Below are 20,624 nucleotides of genomic sequence, written 5' to 3'. Positions count from 1 at the left end.
CGCCGGCTTCAGTTCACCAGTTCGCGCCAGGAGACGCGGCGCAGCCCGCCGGTGCTCGCGGGCGGCGAGGTCGGGTGCTGATTCTGGCGCACCGTCTTGCCGTCCGAGGTGCTGGTGATGACGATGGCGCGGCCGCTGGCGTCGTAGACGATGCTGACACCGCTGACCATGGCGTTGCCCTGGAACATGGGGGCGACCTCGGTGTAGCCATCGGCCAGCGTGAAGTAGTAGAGCCAGGACGAGCCTCCTGCCGCGCGGCACGACTCGGCGGCGCTCGGGATGTTGCCGGCCACGACCAGCGTGCTGTAGGCCACCTGCATGCGCGTGTTCACGCGCTCGCCCTCGGGGGTGGCGGTGCTGCTGGGGCGCAGGTCGAACACCCAGCCGGCCTTGGTCGACCAGTCGACCTTGGTGTTGCTGGTGGCCGTGCGCGTGAGGCTCGTGCCGCTGCCGCTGGTCGTCACCGACTTGGCCACCAGGTTGGTGCTGCTGCGCACGTCGCCCCATCCGGTGCTGTCGAGCTTGTCTCGGATGGCGTAGACGCTCTGCAGTGCGGTGTCGCTCACGTCGTTGGCGTGCAGGTAACGGCCGGTGCCCACCATCACCACGGGGTAGGCCGTGCCGTTGTAGGTCACTGAGCCGAGCTCCGGGCGCACCGTGATCGGCTGCGGGGTCGTCGACGAGGTCTGCAGGCGGACCACCGGGGCCACCGTGCCCGCATTGATGTCGAAGCGCCAGACGTTGCCCAGCAGATCGCCCGCGTAGATGCGGCGGGCGGTGTTGTCCCGGTTGGAATCCAGCCAGGCGTTGATCGGCGCGAGCCCTGACGGCGTGGTGGCCGAGCCGGCCGTGGTGGCAATGGGCGAGCCGGTCTTGGCGGCACCGGTGTAGGCGTCGAGCACGTACAGGTAGCCCAGGCCTGTGTTGTTGTAGCCCGAGCCGAAGGCCACGACCCATTCGCCCGCGCTGTTCTTCGTCACCACCGGATTGCCATAGGTGAAGCCCAGGTTGGCGTGCGTGTACTCCCACAGCGGGATGGGGGCGGCGGGGTCGGTCACGTCGAGCGCGTAGTAGGCCTTGCCGCCCTTGTTGAGCCCGCCGATGAGGATGGTCTTCCAGCTGCCGCTGACCTTGATGTCGGCGATCACGGGACTGCCGTCCACGAAGTACTGATGGGTGTAGTTCTTGTCGGCCAGCTTGTAGAGGTTGGCCATCACGGCGTTGGGCACGAAGGCCCACAGCTCCTGCCCAGTGAGCGCATTGAAGGCGTGCAGCATGCCGTCGTTGGCCGGCACGTAGACCACCTTGGTGCGGCTGGCCTGGGCGGTGACGTAGTCGCTGTAGCCGCTGTCGGCGTATTGGAACGGTGGTTTGCCGGCATAGGCCGGCGAGCCGTTGGCGATGTCGCCCAGGGCCGCGTAGCGCAGACGGAACAGCGGGTTGGCGCCGTTGCTGGCTTCGTAGGTGGCATCGCCCCGGATGAAGTTGACCAGATTCTTGCCGTCGTTCGCCAGGGCGCGCTGCGCCGCGCTCAGGCTGGTGCACTGCGACAGCTTGCTGGCGCTGCACGAGGTGCTGAACTTGCCATCGGCGTCCAGGCCGGCGGCCTGCAGCGCGGCATAGGTGAAGGCGGTGCGGGCACGCGTCGTGGGGTGCATGAAGTACACCACCCGCTCGTCGTTGCAGTTCGAGTACAGCGCCCCGCACTGTGGCGAGGTCACCCCCGCAGCCGGCGCCGTGCGCCCGTTGCGGTTGGCCAGCATGTCCAGCTGCGCCTGGGCCGTCCACACCGGCGTGGTGTCGACGATGCCGTCACTGGCGATGCTGAAGGCCTTGAGCTCGCCCGTCCAGCGCCCGCTGATGTAGCTGCCCGCGTAGACGTAGTTGGAGTCGGTGCTGTTGAGCTGGAAGGCGCTGGTGGCGACGGCCGAGCCCGAGCCGGGCGTCTGGATCAGCTCGCCGATCGCGCTTTCCAGTGAGCTGCTGAGTTCGGTGGCGTTCTGCGCGCTGAAGTAGCGGCCCCGGCCGTTCACGGCGGCGTGCCAGAGGTCGTCCACGCGGGTGGCGTTTTCGGCCGGCATGGGGTTGGGCCAGTTCTTGGTGCCGGCGCGGATGGCTGCGAAGTCGCCGGTGGTCAGCGAGGCGTAGTTGGGGTCGTAACGCAGGGTGCCGCCCACGCCCAATCCCAGCGTGTAGGTCACCATGTTCTGCCGGCCCGGCGTGCCGCGGTCGGTGGTGGCCGTGCTGTCGTTGGTGCACAGGCTGGTGCCGCTGCCGCAGTTGCCGAGTTCGGGCGTCCGCAGGTCGGTCAGGTAGAAGTACTGGGCAATGTCGGCCAGCGTGCCAGCCGCGTTCAGGGTGTCCAGCATGGGCCGCCCCTCGGGGCTGCCATCCAGGTTGCCGATGGCCACGCCGCTCAGGTCGGTGGGCACGTCTGCGCCGTTCCAGTAGCCGTCGGTGGCCAGCACCGTGTAGTTGCGCTGGCAGGCCGCGGTCATCGGGTCGGTCTGGCCGCTGACCTTGTTCGCGTAGTACTTGCCCACCTGGGTCAGGCTGGCCCGCAGCGGCGTGCCGCCCGAGTTGTAGTGCTGCTCGTTGTACAGGTGGCGGAACACATTGAACTTCTGCCCCGGCGAGGTCGAGACGATGTCCTCCGTGAACGGGGCGACCTGCAGGAAGAACTGCGGCGTCAGGCTGCCGTACTGGCTGTGACTGATCTTCGTCACCCCCACGCGGTAACTCGACGGGATGTTCAGCAGCGCCCGCCCCGTGGCCGTCTTCATCAGCAGCTTGCGGTTGCGGTAGTACTGGTACCAGTTGGCGTAGTTCTGCTGGGTGGTCGCCGACGACATTGTGTTGATGTCGACCCTCGAGAAGCGGCCATACCAGGGAAAGAGGATGCGGTCCGTGCGGCACTCCTGGGCAAAGTTGGAGCTGGTGTCCAGGGCGCCGGTGGTCGGGTCATACCGCCAGGACAGCTTGGGTTCGGTGCCGTTGTACTGGTAGTAGCTCTGCGTGCCGAGGCTGCCCGCCTGCGGTCTGAAAGCCTGCCAGTTGTTGTGGCTGGCGCCGTCCTTGCCGGTGAAGAAGCTGACGTTGATCGTGTACGTCCACGTGTCCGTGCAGAAGATGAGCAGCACGCACGAGGTCGTCTTGCTGGAGCCGGTGACCGTGCCCAGCATCCAGCGCGTCGTGTCGCTGCTGTCGCGCAGCACGACGGCCTTGGTGCTGTCCAGGGAGAGCGCGTCACCCGGGCTCAACGTCACGGTCTTGGAGCCGGTGGAGAACGTCAGCGAGGTGCTGGGCAGCGTGACCGTGCTGAACGAGGCCGGCTGGGGGGTGTAGCCGTCTTCCCAGGCCGAGGTGTAGATGGCCTGCGGGTAGGGGGTGCCGTTCCATTTGACTGGCGGCGTGTAGGTCTGTGTCGGGTCATAGGCCACGCCGTTGCATTGCGGCGAGGTGTAGCCATACCAGTTTTCGTACCAGATGGCATCCGGCATGTAGAACCAGTCCATGCTGCCTGAATCGTCCAGCACGAACAACAGATTGGGGGCGGCGGAGGCCAGGCCGGCCTGCGTGGCCAGCGGCTCGTCCGCCAGGCTGGTCAAGGCAGCATGGGCGGCCGGCGACACCAGCGCGAGCAGGGTCAGCGCGGCGGTGCACAGCCACCGGCGGGTCAGAGAAAGCAGTGACAACACGGGTGGTCTCCTCAGCGTTGCACGATGGTTTCGACAAAAGACTGTGCCTGGCGCGCGCCCTGTACCCGCACCACGATGCGGTAGTACACGGCGTTGTTCACCTCGGGCCCGCCGGGGCTGCTGTAGTCCAGCGCACCCTTGCTGCCGTCGGTGCTCGAGGCCGCATCCAGCGGGCGGCTGCATTGGGTGCCGGCGGTGTCCGAGCACAGGCGAAGGATCACGTAATGCGCCGTCACGTCGCTCACGGTGGCGACCTTGGGGCGTTGTCCGCAACCGGCGTAGCTGCCGCTGTCGGCATAGCCGCAGTTGTCGCTGTCCCAGTCGATCAGCGTGCGGGTCGTGGCGGACGACTGAAAGCCCGTGGCGTCCAGCGTGGTCGCAGCGCTGGCGTAATAGCCCTGCGCGCTGTTGTCGGCGCTCACGTCGGCAGTGCTCAGCCAGGCGATGGCCTGGCGCGTGGCTTCTTCGGCCGTTGCGGTGGCATCCTGCTTGAAGCCGATGTTGCCGAGGATGACCGTGCCGGTGTCGATCGAGCGCACCAGCGCGAGCGCGGCCAGGCTCATCGACACCAGGGCGATCAACGCGAAGATCAGTGCGCTGCCGCGATCGGCCGACCGCACCGGCGTGCACGGGGAGGTGGTGCGGGCGGTCATCGTGTCCACAGCATGTTCCGCAAGGGGATGACGGTGTCGAACACCTTGTAGCGGTACTGCTGCCAGTCTGTGCCAACCCCGCTCACGTCGATGCGGATGCACTGGCGGCTGGCGTCGGTGCTGCAGGCCACGCTGCCACTGGTGCGCCCATCCACAGGCCATTCGACACCGATGGACGGCGTCACCAGGTCCGACGGGCTGGCCGATCGCTCGAACTGTGCGCTGCGGGCCACCACGGCCACACGCAGGGCCATCACGGTCAGCCAGCCGGCGTTGTCGGTGGGCGTGGCCGCATCGAACTGGTCGATGGTGCCGTTGCCATCGGTGTCCTTGCCGTACAGCGCCTTGAGTTGAACGATCTGAGGGGCCACGGTCTGGGCGGCACTCAGCCCGTTGGCCACTTGCACGTCCGTGGCGACCAGGGCCTTGGTGGCGTCGATGCTGTATGTTCGCGGCAGGCCTGTGCCCAGGTTGATCAGGTGGCTGCCGGCCGGATAGCCCGCGGTGGGGACCAGACCCGACCCGGCGGCGTTCCAGCCATTGGCCGTGGCCAGATGCGGGACCTGGGTGTTGGTCAGCGTGGTGCTGCTGTCGCCGGCGATGGCCATCAGCGTGCACCAGTTGGTGGCCGATGGAGAGGGCGGCACTGCCACCACCAGGTCGCCCGCGGACGAGCCGAACGAGCCGGCCACCACAAAGCGGGCGTCGGCCTGCGCGTGGTTCTCGGTCACCCGCACGGGCACGGCGTGGGTGTTCTTGCTGCTCATCCACAGGGTGAGCTGATCGGGGTTGGCGCCAGAGCCCGGAGTGATGCGCACCGGCACCAGCGGCCAGCTCTGCGCGCCCGGGCTGGCGCCGGTGCCGTACTGCGCCTTCACGGTGCAGCCCATGGCCGCCGGCCGCGCCGTGAGGCCGTAGCCCGCCATTTGCACGTCGCGCTGGAGCGCATACAGAGCCAGTGTGCCGTTGAGTTGGGCATCGCTGCCATCGGCGGTGGTGCGCTTGCGGCCCTCGGTGCTCATCAGCACCTGCGTGATCGCCAGCACCGTCAGCATGCCGATCAGCACCCCGACCATCAGCTCGATCAGGCTGAGCCCGCGCTGCGTCCGCCGCATCATGCCGCCCCCTGGATGACGGTCGCCGTCTCGTACCGGTGGCTGCTGCCGTTGGGCAACTGCCAGGTGATGCTGATGCGAACCCATCCGGGGCGCGTGGTGTCCCGTGTGACCGTGGCCGAGCCGCTGGGCAGGGTCGACTGGAGCTTGGCCAGCCAGTTCGCGCAGGGCGCGTGGGCTGCGCACGCGCTCGTTTCGTACTGCGCCAGGTTGGCGATGTCCACCCACATCAGGCCGCGAAGCTCGCCGGCCAGGTTGACGGCGTCCGCACGGGCCTTGGCCTCGGTCTGCGCCTTCGTCATGCGGGCCTGCAGGCCGACCAGCCCCAGGATGCCGACCGCGAAGATCAGGATGGCGATCAGCACCTCGATCAGCAGAAAGCCGCCCTGGGGTCGGTGTGCGCGGGGCCCGGTCATGAGCAACTCCGCGGATCGCCGGTGGTGGTCACATTCGGTTCACACAGCTTGGCCTGCCCGCCGGAAGACACCACCACGCGCCAGGCCTTGAGCCCACTGGAGCCTGTCACGTCGATCTGGCGGATCGGGGTGGCGTTGACGACCTGGCCGAATCCGTTGAACGTCACCACCGCCGAAGCCGAGCCGGACGGGTCCACCGCCGACACCGTGACGGCGGTGTCGCTGCCGCCGCCCGAAGCCGCCAGGGCGGCCTTGATCTGGTTGGACGAGGCTCCGGGCGCGCACTTCCCCGCTGGCGAGGCGCTGCCGAGGGCGATCACCCAGGTTCGCCCGCTGGCGTTCACCGCGCAGCTGTTGTCCACCGCCCCGGCATTGCTGCCCTGCACCAGCCAGAACGACACCGGCCGGTTGCGCCGCACGGCTTCGGCCCGCGCCTGCTGCAGGCCGGCCACCAGCGAACTGGCGGTGTTGCGCACCCGCTGACTGCCGATCCACGTGCCCAGCGAGGGGGCGACCGAAGCCAGCAACAGGGCAAGGACCGCCACCGTCACCATCAGCTCGATCAACGTGAGGCCGCGCGCCCGCTCGTGGGCCTCTGTCACCGTGTGGACGGTGCAGCGGGCGGGTGCAGCAGAGGTGGCGGGACGGGCAAGCAGGGTCATGGATGAAGCGTCACGGCGTCGCCGCAAAGGGGCGACGGGCCGTTATCCAACTTCAAAGCTGATGAATCATCGGCCGAGAGCTGGATTCTTCATGTGCCATGCAAGGGGCAAAGCCCGGATAACCGTGCAAAACTGCGCGCAGTCTGCGACATCGGGTGCTGCCAGGGACCAGGGTGATCCTGGTGCGGGGACTCAGAACAGGGCCATGCTGAGCTTGCGGCGGTAGGCGTCGATGACCGGATCGGCCGCCTGCACCTCGACCTTGCCCGCGATCTCGAGCTTGGGCTTGCCGTCGGCGCCGGGTGCCCCGGGGGGCGTGGCACGGGCCGGCGTGGGCTTCGGTGCCGGCTTGCTCATCACTTCCAGGATGGCCACATAGGTCTTGCGCGCCAGCTCCTCGTTCCAGGCCTTGTCGCGCATGATGATTTCCAGCAGCTCGTCCATGGCCTGGGTGGGCTGGCCGGCGGCCCAGAAGATCTGGGCGAGCTCGAAGCGCGCGGCAAAGTCGCGCTTGTTGGCCGCAATCGCGGCATCCAGCTCGGACGGCGAGCGCCCGCCACGGGCCGCCTGGGCTGCGGCGATGAAGCGGCTGAACGCCAGCACACGCGGCTCCGGCACCGGTCCGGTGGCCCGTCCACCGATCGGCAGGAAGGCCTCCTTGGCCTCGTCGACCCGGCCTTCGGCCAGCAGCAGCTTGATCAGGTCGAAGCGGGCCTCGTCATTGGACGGGTCCTTGTCCACAGCGTCACGCAGCAGGGCTTCGGCCGAGTCTTCGGCGCCATCGGCCAGCAGGTGCTCGGCCTCGGCGGTCTCTTCCGCCGACTCGACCGCGCCTTCGGACGGCACGTGCTTGTCCAGGAAGCTGCGGATCTGCTCGGGCGGCAGGGCGCCCACGAAGCCATCCACCGGCTGGCCGCCCGCAAACATCACGCAGAACGGGATGGAGCGCACGCCGAACATCTGCGAGAGCTGCCCGGCGATCTCGGGCTGCTCGTCGGCGTTGACCTTGGCCAGCACGAAGCGGCCGGCGTATTCCTGCTCCAGCTTTTCGAGCACCGGGCCCAGCGCCTTGCACGGCCCGCACCATTCGGCCCAGATGTCGAGCAGGACCGGCACCTGCATCGAGGTGGCAATCAGGTCGGATTCGAAGTTTTCGATGGTGATGTCGATCATGGTGTGCAGCAGGCCGCGTGGGGCGCGTCGGATTCAGGTGGGCAGCGCCTAAAATTCGCGCTTTGACGTTTGAGGAGCCAACCGTGTCGGAAACGAAGGGCGCAAGCCAGGTGAAAGTCGGTGTCGTGATGGGGTCCAGCAGCGACTGGGATGTCATGCGCCACGCCGCCGACATTCTGACTGAGTTCGGCATCCCGTTCGAGGCCAAGGTCGTTTCGGCGCATCGCATGCCGGATGACATGTTCCGTTACGCCGAGGCCGCAGCCGACCGCGGCCTGGTCGCCATCATCGCCGGCGCCGGCGGCGCGGCCCACCTCCCGGGCATGCTGGCCGCCAAGACCACCGTGCCGGTGCTGGGCGTGCCCGTGCCGTCGCGCCACCTCCAAGGCGTCGATTCGCTCCATTCCATCGTGCAGATGCCCAAGGGCATCCCCGTGGCCACCTTCGCCATCGGCACCGCCGGCGCGGGCAACGCCGCGCTGTTTGCCGTCGCGATGCTGGCCGGCACCGACCCGGCGCTGCGCGCCAAGCTCGACGCCTTCCGCACCCGCCAGACCGAAGTGGCCCGCGCCATGACGGCCGACCTGACCATGGAACCCAAGGCATGAGCAAGGCCGCTTCCGACGTGATCCTGCCCGGCGCCACCCTGGGCGTGATGGGGGGCGGCCAACTGGGCCGCATGTTCGTGCATGCCGCCCAGGCCATGGGCTACCGCACCGCCGTGCTCGATGCCGATCCGACCAGCCCGGCCGGCCTGGTGTCGCACGCCCACATCCAGACGCCGTATCTGGACGAGAGCGGCCTGGCCGCCCTGGCCCGCGAGGCTGCGGCCATCACCACCGAGTTCGAGAACGTGCCCGCCGCCGCGCTCGACAAGCTGGCCGAGACCCGCCCCGTCGCGCCCGCTGGTGCCGCCGTGGCCGTCTGCCAGGACCGTGCCCGCGAGAAGGCCCACTTCGTCGGCTGCGGGGTCGACTGCGCGCCGCACGCCATCATCGCCACGGCGGAACAGCTCGCCGCCGTGTCGGACGACCTGCTGCCCGGCATCCTGAAAACCGCCCGCCTGGGCTACGACGGCAAGGGCCAGGTGCGCGTCAAGACCCGCGCCGAGCTCGAAGCCGCCTGGGCCGAGCTCCAGCAGGTCGAGTGCGTGCTCGAGAAGATGCTGCCGCTGGCCTACGAGGTCAGCGTCATCGTGGCGCGTGGCCGCGACGGCCAGGTCGTGCACTTCCCGCTGCAGCAGAACCTGCACCGCGATGGCATCCTGGCCGTGACCACGGTGTCCGCGCCGAACGTGACCGAGGCCGTGTCGCAGCAGGCCTACGACGCCGCCCACAAGATCGCCGCCTCGTTGAACTACGTGGGCGTGCTGTGCATCGAATTTTTCGTGCTGCAGGACGGCCGCATCGTCGCCAACGAGATGGCCCCGCGCCCGCACAACTCGGGTCACCACACCATCGACGCGTGCGACGTGTCGCAGTTCGAGCTGCAGGTGCGCGCCATGACCGGCCTGCCGCTGGTGGCGCCGGTGCTGCACAGCCCCTGCCTGATGCTGAACCTGCTGGGCGACCTGTGGTTCCCGGCCGGCGCCACCGCGCAGGTCGAGCCCGACTGGGCGGCCGTCCTGGCGCTGTCCGGCACGCACCTGCACCTGTACGGCAAGACCGAGGCGCGCAAGGGCCGCAAGATGGGCCACCTGACCGTCACCGCCGACACGCCAGACGCCGCCCGTGAGACGGCGCTGAAGGCTGCGGCCATCCTGGGCATCGCGCCCTTCTGATCCCCTCTGACCGACATCACCATGCGCCTGCTGGATCCCGCGACCCAACCCGACGCCATCGAGCAGGCGGCCCGCCGCATCGTGGCCGGTGGCCTGGTGGCCCTGCCCACCGAAACCGTCTATGGCCTGGGGGCCCGCGCCGACGACGCCGAGGCCGTGGCCCGCATCTTCGCTGCCAAGGGCCGGCCCAGCGATCACCCGTTGATCGTCCACGTGCCCAACGGGGCGGCCGCACTTCATTTCGTCTCGGCGTTTCCGCCGGTGGCGCAGCGCCTGTGCGCGGCCTTCTGGCCCGGGCCGCTGACGGTCATCGTGCCGCGCGACCCGGATGTCGCCACCGCTGCGGCCGGCGGGCAAGACACCATCGGCCTGCGCTGCCCGTCGCACCCCGTGGCGCGTCAGCTGCTGGAAGCCTGCGCCAACCTCGATGTGCTGGGGGTGGCCGCACCCAGCGCCAACCGTTTCGGCCGCATCAGCCCGACGCAGGCGGCCCACGTGGTCGACGAGTTCCAGGACGCGGGCGAGGGCCTGGACGAGGTCTGGGTGCTCGACGGCGGGCCGTGCGAGGTGGGCATCGAGTCCACCATCGTCGACTGCTCGCGTGAGCAACCCGTGCTGCTCCGCCCAGGGCGCCTGACCCTGGCCGAAATCGAAGCGGCCGCCGGCCAGCCCGTGCTGTGGTCCCACCCCGAGGCGCCGGACCCGGCCGCGCCCCGGGCGCCGGGCACCCTGGCCTCGCACTATGCGCCACGTGCCCGCCTGCGCCTGATGGACGACACCCAGCTGGATGCCGCCCTCGACGTGCTGGAGCCCGAGTTGCTGGCTGCGGCCCTGCGTGAGCCCGGTCATCCGCCGAAGGTGGCGGTGTACTCCCGCAGCCTGTGGGCGCGCCGCGCGCCGAGCAAGGGCGTGGTGCACCGCTCCATGCCGGGCGACGCGGCCACCGCGGCCCACGACCTTTTTGCCGATCTGCGCGAGCTCGATGCGCTGGGCGTCGACCTCATCTGGGTGGAGGCGCCCCCGGCCGATCCCGCCTGGGATGGCGTGCGCGACCGCCTGACCCGGGCGGCGGCCTGACGGCCGTTGCGGCTCTTTACCTCCTGATGTGCGCCGCCTTTCGGAAGGCGGTTATTCTTGCGCTCTTGTGTCCTGTGCGATCCGAATCTGGAGTCTCCATGTCCCGCCTGCCCGTTTCCCTGACGTCTTTTTCGCTGCGCCGGCCCTTCAAGGCATTGGGCGTGGTGGCTGCTGCATGTGCGGTGGCCGCGGCGGTCTCGGCGTGCGGCGGCGGCTCGCAGGCGTCCAAGTTCCGCCCGACGCGGGTCGTGAGCTTCGGGGATGACAGCAGCTTCCTGACCTCGGCGGGCAAGAAGTACACCGTCAATGCGGTGACCATCGACAGCAACGGCAACGCCCTGGACAGCAGCAACAACGTCACCACCTCCGAGTCGAGCTTCGTCTACGTCTGCGGCAACAACCCGATCTGGGTGCAGAGCGTGGCCGCCGCCTACGGCTTCGACGGCGAACAATGCCCTGTCACGGGTGCAGCCCGTTCGGCCTACTTCCTGGCCAATGACCCGACGACCACGGTGACCGACGCCACCGGCGCCTTCAGTGCGGCCAATGCCGCCATCGCGAAGACGAATGCCGGCATCGCCTCCGTCATCGCCAAGATCAGCCAGAACACCGCCTTGCTCAACAATGGCACGCTGGTGCTGATTCTGGCGGGGCAGGCCGACATCTTCGAAGCCTACGCCCGCTACAAGTTCAACGGCGTCGCGCTCGCCTCGCTAGAAACCGAGCTCAAGAACCTGGGCGCAAGCCTGGCGGACGCCCTGACCACGTACGTCAAACCGAGCGGGGCCCGCATCGCCCTGGTTCGGGTGCCCCGGCTCTCGCTGAGCCCGCTGGTGCAGGGATTCTCGGCCGACGACAAGGCTGCCATTGCCGCCTTGACGGTGGCCCTCAATGATGGCCTGACCAACCGGGCCGAGGTCGACTTCGATGGCCGCCAGCTGACCCTGGTTCGCAGCGATGACCTGACCCAATTGATGTTCGATTCCGGCACCCGGGCCAGTTATGGCATCAGCAACTCCACGGCCCAGGGCTGTGCGGTGCCGGCCGACAGCGTCCGCGCCACGGCAGCCCCGCTGTGCAACACCAGCCATGTGGCGGGCGGCGTCAACACCCGCGGCTCGGTCGACAGCACGGTCTCGTCGGTCTACCTGTGGTCCGACGCGACCCACTTCGCGCCCCAGGCCCACGCCCGGCTGGCGTCGCTGGTGGTCAGCAACGTCAACCGCAACCCGTTCTGATTCGGCGTCGCCGGCCCTGCAGCCCAGCGGCCAGTGAGGTTCAGCGCGAAGGCGGCGTCGGGGCGGCCGGCGCCGGCGCGTGCCGGTAGATCAGCTTCATCCCCAGGATGCTGATGGCGAGACTCAGGGTGATGGCGTTGGCGATGACGATGGGCGTCGAGCCGAGCGCAAGCCCGTACACCAGCCACAAGGCCACGCCGCTCGTGAACGCCGTGTACATGCCCAGCGAAATGCCGCTGACATCCCGGGTCCGGAAGGTCAGCCAGGCCTGAGGCAGGAAGGCGCTGGTGGTCAACACGGCAGCGGCCGAGCCCACCCAGTCGATCAGATGCGGGTCAAGGGCGGCAGAGAAGGCGACGTCTGGCACGGCGGTGGCTTTCGGGATGGCGGGCAGATTCTCCCAGGTTTGCCTTGCTCTGTGCACGATTTTCCCGTGCCCGCCCGCTCAGTTCGCGCTGGCCTGCGCCCAAGTCAGCAGGGCGTCGAAGGCCGGCCGTGCACCGTCGGCCCGAGGGTGGTTCACGATGGCGACCAGAACCAGACGTTCACCGTGCGCGCCGTGCACCAGGCCCGCAATGCCGGCCACGCCGTCGAGCGATCCGGTCTTGAGGTGAGCTGCCCCCTGCGCGCCTTTCAGTCGGCGTGTGGTGCCGTCCACGCCCGCCACGGGCAGCGAGGCCACGAACTCCGGCATCACTGGAGACATCCACACGGACTGCAGCCACCGCCCCAGACAGGCAGCACTGCTGCGCTCCTGGCGCGACAGACCCGAGCCGTTGTCCAGCGTCAGGGCGTCCCCGTCGCACGGGCCGGTGGGCTCGCCGGGGTCGCGCGTGGCCTGGCGCACCCAGTCCCCCACGGCGGCCCGCGCCGTGCTCAGGCGGGCACGCCCGTCGGTGTCGCTGCCCAGAGCCAGGAACAGCTGCCGGGCCATCACGTTGTTGCTGAACTTGTTGATGTCGCGCACCACCTCGCCCAGCGGGGGCGAGGTCCAGGCCTGCCACACAGGCAGGCCCGCGGGCCAGACACCGTCCTTCACGCGCCCCGTGAGAACGCCTCCTGCCTGGCGCCAGCGGCTTGCCAGCAGCCGTGCGCTGTGGTCATCGTTCGCGGGCCACAGCAGCGGCCACTCGCGTTCGCCGCAGGCCGCGGGGTAGGTCCCCTGCAGGCCCACCGACCACGTGGACGGGGCGGTCCCGCCGATGGGGGGCGGCAGGTCGACCGGCCCCCGGGACGGCGCCATGGTCAGGGCCAGCGACTGACGCCAGTCGCCGCAGGGCCCGTCGCGCAGGGGCAGGTTCGCAGCCAGGCTCACGCCCTCCAGCGGCGGGAACAGGTCGGCCTGAGCCCATCCCGGCCGCGCCGCGTCCGGGCGCACGCGTACCGTGACGGCGCGGTGGGCCAGCAACAGGGCATCCGGCCCGGCGTTGTAGGGTTTGAGCACCTGCCCGTCGAACGCGGCTGGGTCGTGGGCGGGCACGTCGAAGGCCTGGCGGTCCATCAGGATGTCGCCCTCGATGGCCGTCAGGCCGGCTGCCCGCCACCGGGTCAGCAGGCCATCCAACCGTTCCACCACCAGCGTCGGGTCACCCTGGCCCCGCAGATACACCGAGCCCCGCAGCCGGCCATCGGGCAGCAAGGTGCCGTCCAGCCCCGTTTCGGTCCGCCATGCCCATGCGGGCCCCAGCTTCTGCAGCGCCGTGCCGGTGGTGAACAGCTTCATCAGCGAGGCGGCCTGGCGCACCGTACGCAACTGGTGGGCCACCCGGGCTGGGCCGCCGCTGGCCGGCCACACCCCGATCGAGACAGCGTCGAGCGGGACGCCCGCCTGAGCCAGCGCCAGCCGAACGGGGTCCGGCAGCGGCGCATCGGGCGAGGCCAGCAGGACGGGCGGCAAGGGCTGCGGCGCGGATTGCGCCCACCCGCAAGCCGGCAGCAGGGCAACAAGGACCACCGCGCCGGTGAGGTGCGGTCGGAATGCTGACAGGAAACGCAGGCGCGAAGCAGGCATGGGGCGATCATAGGCGCGCGCAGTGGCTACACTCCCGGCCATGTCCGTTTCCTCGCCGGTCCTGCTCGCCCTGGACACCGCCACCGATCAGATCCACGCAGCCCTTGTCACCCCTGAGGCCACGAGGGTGCGTCAATTGCCGGGCGGCGCCCAGGCATCGACCGCCTTGCTGCCAGCCCTCCAGGCCCTGCTGGCCGAGGCGCGGCGGCCTTGGCGGGACGTTCAGGCGATCGCCTTCGGGGCTGGTCCCGGCGCCTTCACGGGCCTGCGCACAGCATGCTCGGTGACGCAGGGGCTGGCGCTGGGCCTGGGCTGCCCGGTCATCGTGCTGGACACCCTGAAAGCGGTGGCCGAGGACGCGCGGTTGCGTGATCCGGCGGCTTTTCCGGAGGGGGCGCACCTCTGGGTGCTTCAGGATGCACGCATGGGCGAGTTGTATGTGGCGGCGCTGACGTGGGCTGGCGGCGAGTGGCAGACCGTCACCGCCCCTGCACTGTGGCCCGTCCAGGAGCCGGCACGGCGCTGGGCCGACGGGGGGCCGGAGTCCGGTGTGGCATTGCGCCTGGCCGGCAACGCACTGCGTGCTTGCGCCGAGGCCCTGAGCCCGGTGCTGAACCGCGCTGCAGGCTGTCTGCTGGCCGACGCCGAAGCCTGCCCGTCAGGGGCGGCGCTGGCCGCGCTGGCCACCCGGGCCTGGGTGCGCGGCGATGTCGGCGATGTGGCCCACGCCCTGCCGACCTACGTGCGTGACAAGGTGGCCCAGACCACGGCGGAGCGCACCGCGGTGGCGCGGGGGGAGAGGTGACCGTGACTGCGTCATCGCGTGACGTACCGGCGCCCCGGGCGGGTGGCCGCCATGTCGATCGTCCCCTCACCGATGCCGACATCGGCGCGGTGGTCGCCATGGAGTCTGCCGCCTGTCTTCACCCTCTGCACGCCTGGACGGCGGACAACTACCGGTCCTCGCTGCGTGCGGGCTACTGGGCCCGGGTGCGCTGTGAGGCGGACACGGGACGCGTGATCGCGGTGGTGGTGGCCATGGACGGACACCAGGAGGTCCATCTGCTCAACATCGCGGTGGCGCCCGATCAGCAGGGGCTGGGCATGGCCCGCGAACTGCTGGACACCCTGGCGGCCCGCTGCGTGCAACAGCAGGCCGAGGCCCTCTGGCTGGAAGTGCGACCCAGCAACACCCGCGCTCGGGCCCTGTACGAACGCCTCGGTTTCGAGGCCGTCGGGTTGCGCAAGCACTACTACCCGGCGCCCGAGGGGCGCGAGGACGCCATCGTCATGCGTCTGACCTTGCCCGCCTTGCATGCAGGAGGCGCCGATGCGCTGGAGTGAACGACAGCGCGCCATGCTGCGCGAGATCGGGATCCCGCCGTTCTGGCCCGAAGGGCCAACCACGGAGACGGACCGGCCAGCCCCGCCGGCCACGGAAGGGGCGGCGCCCACGCCCGCGTCGGCTCAGGCCCCGGTGGTGACGCCCGTGCCGGTTCGGCCGGCCGTACCTCCGCCTGCTTCGTCCCCTGCCCAGGGGCGCCCGGCCTCCGCCCGTGCAGCCGGCGGCCTCTCGCGCGCCACCCCGCCGGAAGTGGGGCTGGGCGCGCGCCCAGCCGGCATCGACACCATGGACTGGGCGACGCTGCGCGAAGCCGTGGCGGGCTGTCGGGCCTGCTCATTATGCGAGAGCCGCCGCCAGACCGTATTCGGCGTCGGCAACCCGGCCGCCGACTGGATGATCGTCGGTGAAGCACCGGGCGAACAGGAAGACCGCGAAGGCGAGCCGTTCGTCGGTCGTGCGGGCCAGTTGCTCGACCGCATGCTGCACGCACTCGACCTGACCCGTGCGGAGGCAGCGCCGGCCCGGCAGGTCTTCATTGCCAACGTGCTCAAGTGCCGCCCCCCGGCCAACCGCAATCCACAGCCTCAGGAAGTGAGCCAGTGCGAGCCCTATCTGCTGCGACAGATGGCGCTGGTGCAGCCCAAGGTCATCCTGGCCATGGGCCGCTTTGCCGTGCAGTCGTTGCTCAAGACGAGCGAGCCGATCGGCAAGCTTCGCGGCCGCGTGCACATGGTGCAGGGTGTGCCGGTGGTCGTGACCTACCACCCCGCCTATCTGCTGCGCAACCCGGCCGACAAGGCGCTGGCGTGGGCCGACCTGTGCCTGGCTCGTGAGGTGCGCGCCGCGGCGGGCTGACCCGCTCGGTCTGCCTCTGGCTCAGCTGTCGAGGTAGCGCTGACGGCGGAACAGCCACACCAGAAAGACGGCCACGGCGCCCATCAGGCCCATGGCGATCCAGAAGCCTGCGGCCTCGTGGATCAGGGGCAGCACCTCGAAGTTCATGCCGAAGATGCCCGTGATCAGGTTCAGCGGCAGGAAGATGGCCGTCAGCACGGTGAGCGTGCGCATGATGTCGTTGGTGCGGCTGCCCTGCAGCGAGAAGTGCATCTGCACCGCGCTTTCGGAGGAGCTTTCCAGCCGGCGTACATGGCTGAGCACGCGCTCGATGTGCTCCTGCACGTCTCGCGAGCGCACCCGCAGCACCTCGCGCTCGCGCGCGGCCTGCGGGTCTTGGGGCATCGGCCAGTCCTCCAGTGCGTCCAGCCATTCCTGGATCGCACTGCGCTGGTCCTCGCAAGTGTCTTCCAGCATGTGCAGCGTGTTGCGGGACTCGAGCAGCGCCTGCCAGTTCCGGAACCGGTTGCGGTTGTGCAGCATCTCCTGCTGCAGGTAGCCCAGTTGACGTGTCAGCAGGCGCCGCAGATCCAGGTAGCTGTCGACCATGTGGTTGACGATGCGCAGCATCAGGTCGGCGGGGCTGGGCGGCAGCCGCGACGGTCCCCGGCCTTCGGTGCGGGGCATCCGGACCTCCTGCCCCTCCTCGTTGAGGTCGGGCATGACCGCGTCGGCGCTGAGGTGGGCGTCCTCGTCAGTCAGCGCCAGTCGGGGCTCGGCATGGCCGGCGGCTGGCACCCCCTGGCCGCTGCCCAGGGCCGCTCCACCATCCAGCGGGCCGTTGCTGCCGAGCTGGCTGAGCCGTGTCTCGAAGAAGTCGCGCACCGAGCAGTCGGCCGGATGCACGGTCAGCAACACGCGGTCGAACACCGCAAAGCCCACCGGGCTGGTGTCGATGGCGGCCAGCGCCTTGCGTGCACTCGAGGCCGTGCCGCGCTCGTCGTCCAGGAACAGGTGGGCTGTCCCCTGACCGGCGGCCAGGCGCCGGAACACCAGCAGGTCGTACCACGAGGTGTAGTCGTACTGCGATGGCAGCTGAGGATTCAGCAGGTCCGAGACGTGCAGGTCGACCAGGCTGCCGCCGGCCAGGCGCTGCAACTGCTGCTGGACCTCGGGCAGCTTCACTTCGAACACCCGTCGGGCCGAGGTGACCCACAGGAAGCCGTGGGCCGGCAGCGTGGCTGGCCAGTCAGGCAACTCGGTGAAATGCTCGTTGATCAGGAAAAAGCGCACAGGCCCCCCTTCGGTCCGGATCAACCGCGCAGCTTGGCGGCCGCCTCCAGCGCGAAGTAGGTCAGCACACCGTCTGCACCGGCCCGCTTGAAGGCCAGCAGGCTTTCCATCATCACGGCATCGTGGTCGAGCCAGCCGTTCTGCGCCGCGGCCTTGAGCATGGCGTACTCGCCGCTCACCTGGTAGGCGAAGGTGGGCACCTTGAACGCGTCCTTCACGCGGCGCACGATGTCGAGATACGGCATGCCGGGCTTGACCATGACCATGTCGGCGCCCTCGGCGATGTCCATGGCCACTTCGTGCAGCGCCTCGTCGCTGTTGGCCGGGTCCATCTGGTAGACCTTCTTGTCGGCCTTGCCCAGGTTGGCGGCCGAGCCCACGGCATCGCGGAAGGGGCCATAGAAGGCGCTGGCGTACTTGGCGCTGTAGGCCATGATGCGCGTGTAGATCAGGTTCTGCGCTTCCAGGGCCTGGCGGATCGCGCCGATGCGGCCGTCCATCATGTCGCTGGGCGCGACGATGTCGACGCCGGCTTCGGCCTGGGCCAGGGCCTGCTTGGTCAGCACGGCCACGGTCTCGTCGTTGAGGATGTAGCCCGTCTCGTCCAGCAGGCCGTCCTGACCATGGCTGGTGTACGGGTCCAGCGCCACGTCGGTCATGATGCCCAGTTCGGGGAAGCGCCGCTTCAGTTCGCGCACGGTGCGCGGCACCAGGCCCTCGGGGTTGAAGGCTTCCGCGCCGTCCGAGCTCTTGTGCGACTGGTCGATCACCGGGAACAGGGCCAGCACCGGCACACCCAGCTCGACGCAGCGCTCGGCCGTCGCCCACAGTGCGCTGCGGCCCAGCCGCGCGACACCGGGCATGGACGCCACCGGTTGCGTGCCCTCATCCTGATCCAGCACGAACACGGGATAGATCAGGTCATCGACCGACAACGCGTGTTCGCGCACCAGGCGGCGGCTGAACGCGTCCTTGCGCAGGCGACGAGGGCGGTGCAGGGGGAAGGCGGGGGTGATGGACATCGGTACGTCAGTCAAAAGACCGTGAAAGATTGCAAAGCCGGCAAAAAATCAGCTCGCCTCAGGGGTTTTTCGGACATGCGCAGAAGACATGGCGCTGTGGTCCCCCTATAATGGACCCCGAATGATACGCCGCAAGGTTGTCATTCCCTGCTTTTCCTCCCTGAGCAGGTGCCTTACCGTGATGACAGCGTTAAGGCTTGAAAGCCCCGGCATGCGCCGGGGCTCTTTTTTTTCTGGCGAGCCGTTTCGCTGTGCCTCGCTGACCACACTGCGCCTTCACCCTGATGCTGCACTGTGTGCCTGAGGGCTGTTCATAATCGAAGGCATGAGCAACCCCTACCTCTGGGTCAAGGCCCTGCACATCATCTTCGTGGCCAGCTGGTTTGCCGGCCTGTTCTACCTGCCCAGGCTGTTCGTGAACCTGGCCATGGTGCCGTCCGACAGCCACGCCGAGCGCGAGCGCCTGCTCGTGATGGCCCGCAAGCTCTACCGCTTCGCCACCATCCTGATGATCCCAGCCGTCGTGCTGGGCCTGCTGCTGTGGCTGTACTTCGGTGTGGGCAAGGGGCCGGGTCAGATCTGGTTGCACATCAAGCTCACGCTGGTCGTGCTCACGATCGGCTACCACCACTACTGCAAGCGCCTGCTGCGTGATTTCGAGGCCCTGCACAACCGGCGCAGCCACCGCTGGTTCCGCGTCTTCAACGAGGTGTCGGTGCTGCTGTTTGCCGCCATCGTGATCCTGGTCGTGCTCAAGCCCACGGTGGGCTGACTCCGCACCGGGGCGAATGAGGGGTCGGGATGAGCTCCCACCGCAGCGCGGCCTGGCCTCTGAGCTGGCTCGCCATGGCGTTGATCGTCTATGCCACGCTCTATCCGCTCAGCGGCTGGCAGTGGCCCGAGCGGCAGGCCTTCAGCTGGATGCTGCCCAAGCTGCATCGTGAGTTTTCCGGTGACCTGGCCAGCAACCTGGTGGGCTACCTTCCGCTGGGCGCCATCTTGTGCGTGGCCCATCTGCGCTCGGGCCGCTCGGTGCCCGTGGCGGCGCTGGCGACGGTGCTGACCGGCACCGGGCTGTCCTACACGCTCGAGCTGATCCAGTACACGCTGCCCGGACGTGTACCCTCCGTCACCGACTGGGTGCTCAACACCCTGGGCGTCGCCTGGGGTGCCCTGGCCGCCGTGACGATGCACGCACTCGGCCTCATCGACCTGTGGCACACCGTGCGCGAGCGGTGGTTCATCCCGCAGGCAGGACACGGGCTGGCCCTGCTCTGGGTCTGGCCACTGGGGCTGCTGTTTCCGCCACCGCTGCCTTTGGGCCAGGGCCAGCTGTGGCCGCATCTGCGTGTGCTGCTGGTCGAGTGGACGGCGCACACGCCCCTGCAGCGCTGGCTGCTGCCCGATGACCCGCTCAGCCTGTGGGCGGGAACGGGGGCGCTGCTCGCCGGAAGCTGGCCGGCCCTGCTCGAGTCGCTGACGGTGGCGGCTGGCCTGCTCATGCCGATGTGCGTGGCCTGTGCGATGGCGCGGCCGCGTCGTTTGCGGCTGGTGCTGCTCAGCGGTGCGGTGCTGGTGGGAGTCGGGGTCACGACCCTGGCGTCGGCGCTGAACTTCGCGCCGGTGCACGCGCTGACCTGGCTGACGACGCCGACGGTGGTCGGCCTGATGCTGGGCGCCCTCGGGGCAGTGGCCCTGATGGGGTTGAGCCGGTCGCTGTGCGCCTGGCTGGGCCTGGGGGCCACGCTGGCGCTGGTGGTGATGATCCACCTCGCACCGACCGACCCCTACTACGCCGCCACGCTGGCCGCGTGGGAGCAGGGGCGCTTCATCCGTTTCCACGGCCTGTCGCGGTGGATCGGGCTGCTGTGGCCGTATGCTGCCCTGGTGTGGCTGGTGGCGCGCATCGTGCACCGCGAACCGAGAGCCCACGCGTCGGCCCAGGCCGGCTCCAATGCCTAGAATGCCGGGCATGAGCTATTACCAGCGCCACATCTTTTTCTGCCTGAACCAGCGCATCAACGGGGAGGACTGCTGTGCCGACCACAATGCGAAGGAAGGGTTCGACCACTGCAAGGCCCGCGTCAAGGACGCCGGGCTGGCCGGTCCGGGCCAGGTTCGCGTGAACAAGGCTGGCTGCCTTGATCGTTGCGCCGGCGGTCCCGTGGCCGTGGTCTACCCCGAAGGCACCTGGTACACCTTTGTCGACAAGAGCGACATCGACGAGATCGTCGACCGGCACCTGGCCAAGGGCGAGGTCGTCGAGCGCCTGGTCCTGCCGCCGTCCGTCGGTCGCTGAGGAGGCGC

The 20,624-nt window shown here is 69.1% G+C and carries 20 protein-coding genes; 10 read left to right on the top strand and 10 right to left on the bottom strand.

Translation table 11 applies throughout. The annotated features are described in order from the left end of the window. Window positions 1-8 precede the first annotated feature (8 nt). From QZ709_RS04040 to QZ709_RS04015, 6 genes are all read right to left on the bottom strand, one after another. A complete protein-coding gene (locus QZ709_RS04040) occupies window positions 9-3,698 on the bottom strand; it encodes a PilC/PilY family type IV pilus protein (protein WP_294636053.1) in 3,690 nt (1,229 codons plus the stop codon). A gap of 11 nt (window positions 3,699-3,709) precedes the next feature. Next, window positions 3,710-4,360, bottom strand: a complete 651-nt coding sequence (locus QZ709_RS04035) for a pilus assembly protein PilX (RefSeq protein WP_294636052.1) — start codon at window positions 4,358-4,360, stop codon at window positions 3,710-3,712. After that, a complete protein-coding gene (locus QZ709_RS04030) occupies window positions 4,348-5,469 on the bottom strand; it encodes a PilW family protein (protein WP_294636051.1) in 1,122 nt (373 codons plus the stop codon). The genes QZ709_RS04035 and QZ709_RS04030 overlap by 13 nt, the downstream gene beginning before the upstream one ends. After that, entirely contained in the window at window positions 5,466-5,882 is a 417-nt protein-coding gene (locus QZ709_RS04025; RefSeq protein ID WP_294636050.1) for a prepilin-type N-terminal cleavage/methylation domain-containing protein, read from the bottom strand. Before QZ709_RS04025 ends, QZ709_RS04030 begins: the two co-directional genes overlap by 4 nt. After that, on the bottom strand, window positions 5,879-6,544 hold the full coding sequence (locus QZ709_RS04020) for a GspH/FimT family pseudopilin (RefSeq protein ID WP_294636049.1): 666 nt from the start codon (window positions 6,542-6,544) through the stop codon (window positions 5,879-5,881). Before QZ709_RS04020 ends, QZ709_RS04025 begins: the two co-directional genes overlap by 4 nt. Before the next feature lie 192 nt (window positions 6,545-6,736). Then, window positions 6,737-7,717: a tetratricopeptide repeat protein gene (locus QZ709_RS04015; RefSeq protein ID WP_294636048.1), complete on the bottom strand. Its 981-nt coding sequence runs from the start codon at window positions 7,715-7,717 to the stop codon at window positions 6,737-6,739. Window positions 7,718-7,800: 83 nt separating this feature from the next. Here QZ709_RS04015 and purE point away from each other — a divergent pair, with 83 nt between their 5' ends. From purE to QZ709_RS03995, 4 genes are all read left to right on the top strand, one after another. Next, entirely contained in the window at window positions 7,801-8,325 is a 525-nt protein-coding gene (purE, locus tag QZ709_RS04010) for a 5-(carboxyamino)imidazole ribonucleotide mutase (RefSeq protein WP_294636047.1), read from the top strand. Further along, window positions 8,322-9,497, top strand: a complete 1,176-nt coding sequence (locus tag QZ709_RS04005; protein WP_294636046.1) for a 5-(carboxyamino)imidazole ribonucleotide synthase — start codon at window positions 8,322-8,324, stop codon at window positions 9,495-9,497. Before purE ends, QZ709_RS04005 begins: the two co-directional genes overlap by 4 nt. A 21-nt stretch (window positions 9,498-9,518) precedes the next feature. Continuing rightward, on the top strand, window positions 9,519-10,574 hold the full coding sequence (locus QZ709_RS04000) for an L-threonylcarbamoyladenylate synthase (RefSeq protein ID WP_294636045.1): 1,056 nt from the start codon (window positions 9,519-9,521) through the stop codon (window positions 10,572-10,574). Between the two features lie 98 nt (window positions 10,575-10,672). Next, window positions 10,673-11,812: a hypothetical protein gene (locus QZ709_RS03995; RefSeq protein ID WP_294636044.1), complete on the top strand. Its 1,140-nt coding sequence runs from the start codon at window positions 10,673-10,675 to the stop codon at window positions 11,810-11,812. 40 nt (window positions 11,813-11,852) lie between these two features. Here QZ709_RS03995 and QZ709_RS03990 read toward each other — a convergent pair whose 3' ends face one another. Further along, complete coding sequence (locus QZ709_RS03990; protein ID WP_366937139.1) at window positions 11,853-12,179, bottom strand: SemiSWEET transporter; 327 nt, start codon at window positions 12,177-12,179, stop codon at window positions 11,853-11,855. 78 nt (window positions 12,180-12,257) lie between these two features. Beyond that, a complete protein-coding gene (locus tag QZ709_RS03985; RefSeq protein WP_294636043.1) occupies window positions 12,258-13,823 on the bottom strand; it encodes a D-alanyl-D-alanine carboxypeptidase in 1,566 nt (521 codons plus the stop codon). 40 nt (window positions 13,824-13,863) lie between these two features. Here QZ709_RS03985 and tsaB point away from each other — a divergent pair, with 40 nt between their 5' ends. Genes tsaB through QZ709_RS03970 form a run of 3 tightly spaced genes read left to right on the top strand, consistent with a single transcriptional unit; the run spans window position 13,864 to window position 16,023 of the window. Then, on the top strand, window positions 13,864-14,628 hold the full coding sequence (gene tsaB, locus QZ709_RS03980) for a tRNA (adenosine(37)-N6)-threonylcarbamoyltransferase complex dimerization subunit type 1 TsaB (RefSeq protein ID WP_294636042.1): 765 nt from the start codon (window positions 13,864-13,866) through the stop codon (window positions 14,626-14,628). Between the two features lie 2 nt (window positions 14,629-14,630). Continuing rightward, on the top strand, window positions 14,631-15,167 hold the full coding sequence (rimI, locus tag QZ709_RS03975; protein ID WP_294636041.1) for a ribosomal protein S18-alanine N-acetyltransferase: 537 nt from the start codon (window positions 14,631-14,633) through the stop codon (window positions 15,165-15,167). Then, window positions 15,154-16,023 (top strand): uracil-DNA glycosylase, encoded by an 870-nt coding sequence (locus tag QZ709_RS03970; RefSeq protein ID WP_294636040.1) that lies wholly within the window; start codon window positions 15,154-15,156, stop codon window positions 16,021-16,023. Before rimI ends, QZ709_RS03970 begins: the two co-directional genes overlap by 14 nt. 21 nt (window positions 16,024-16,044) lie before the next feature. On the opposite strand, the gene QZ709_RS03965 is transcribed toward QZ709_RS03970, so the two are convergent. Together QZ709_RS03965 and hemB are read right to left on the bottom strand one after the other, a co-directional pair. Continuing rightward, a complete protein-coding gene (locus QZ709_RS03965; protein WP_294636039.1) occupies window positions 16,045-17,295 on the bottom strand; it encodes a magnesium transporter CorA family protein in 1,251 nt (416 codons plus the stop codon). Window positions 17,296-17,315: 20 nt separating this feature from the next. Next, complete coding sequence (gene hemB / locus QZ709_RS03960) at window positions 17,316-18,317, bottom strand: porphobilinogen synthase (RefSeq protein ID WP_294636038.1); 1,002 nt, start codon at window positions 18,315-18,317, stop codon at window positions 17,316-17,318. Window positions 18,318-18,642: 325 nt separating this feature from the next. Here hemB and QZ709_RS03955 point away from each other — a divergent pair, with 325 nt between their 5' ends. From QZ709_RS03955 to QZ709_RS03945, 3 genes are read left to right on the top strand one after another with little or no spacing between them, the layout of a single operon-like run. Then, window positions 18,643-19,089, top strand: coding sequence for a CopD family protein (locus QZ709_RS03955; RefSeq protein ID WP_294636037.1), 447 nt, complete (start codon window positions 18,643-18,645; stop codon window positions 19,087-19,089). A gap of 29 nt (window positions 19,090-19,118) precedes the next feature. Then, entirely contained in the window at window positions 19,119-20,279 is a 1,161-nt protein-coding gene (locus QZ709_RS03950; protein WP_294636036.1) for a VanZ family protein, read from the top strand. Window positions 20,280-20,289: 10 nt separating this feature from the next. Continuing rightward, window positions 20,290-20,616, top strand: coding sequence for a (2Fe-2S) ferredoxin domain-containing protein (locus QZ709_RS03945; protein ID WP_294636035.1), 327 nt, complete (start codon window positions 20,290-20,292; stop codon window positions 20,614-20,616). Window positions 20,617-20,624: the final 8 nt, after the last annotated feature.

This window comes from uncultured Aquabacterium sp. (assembly GCF_913773725.1).
Taxonomy (GTDB): Bacteria; Pseudomonadota; Gammaproteobacteria; order Burkholderiales; family Burkholderiaceae_C; genus Aquabacterium.
Note: the sequence above shows the minus strand (reverse complement) of the source record. Positions and strands in the feature narration are given on the sequence as shown.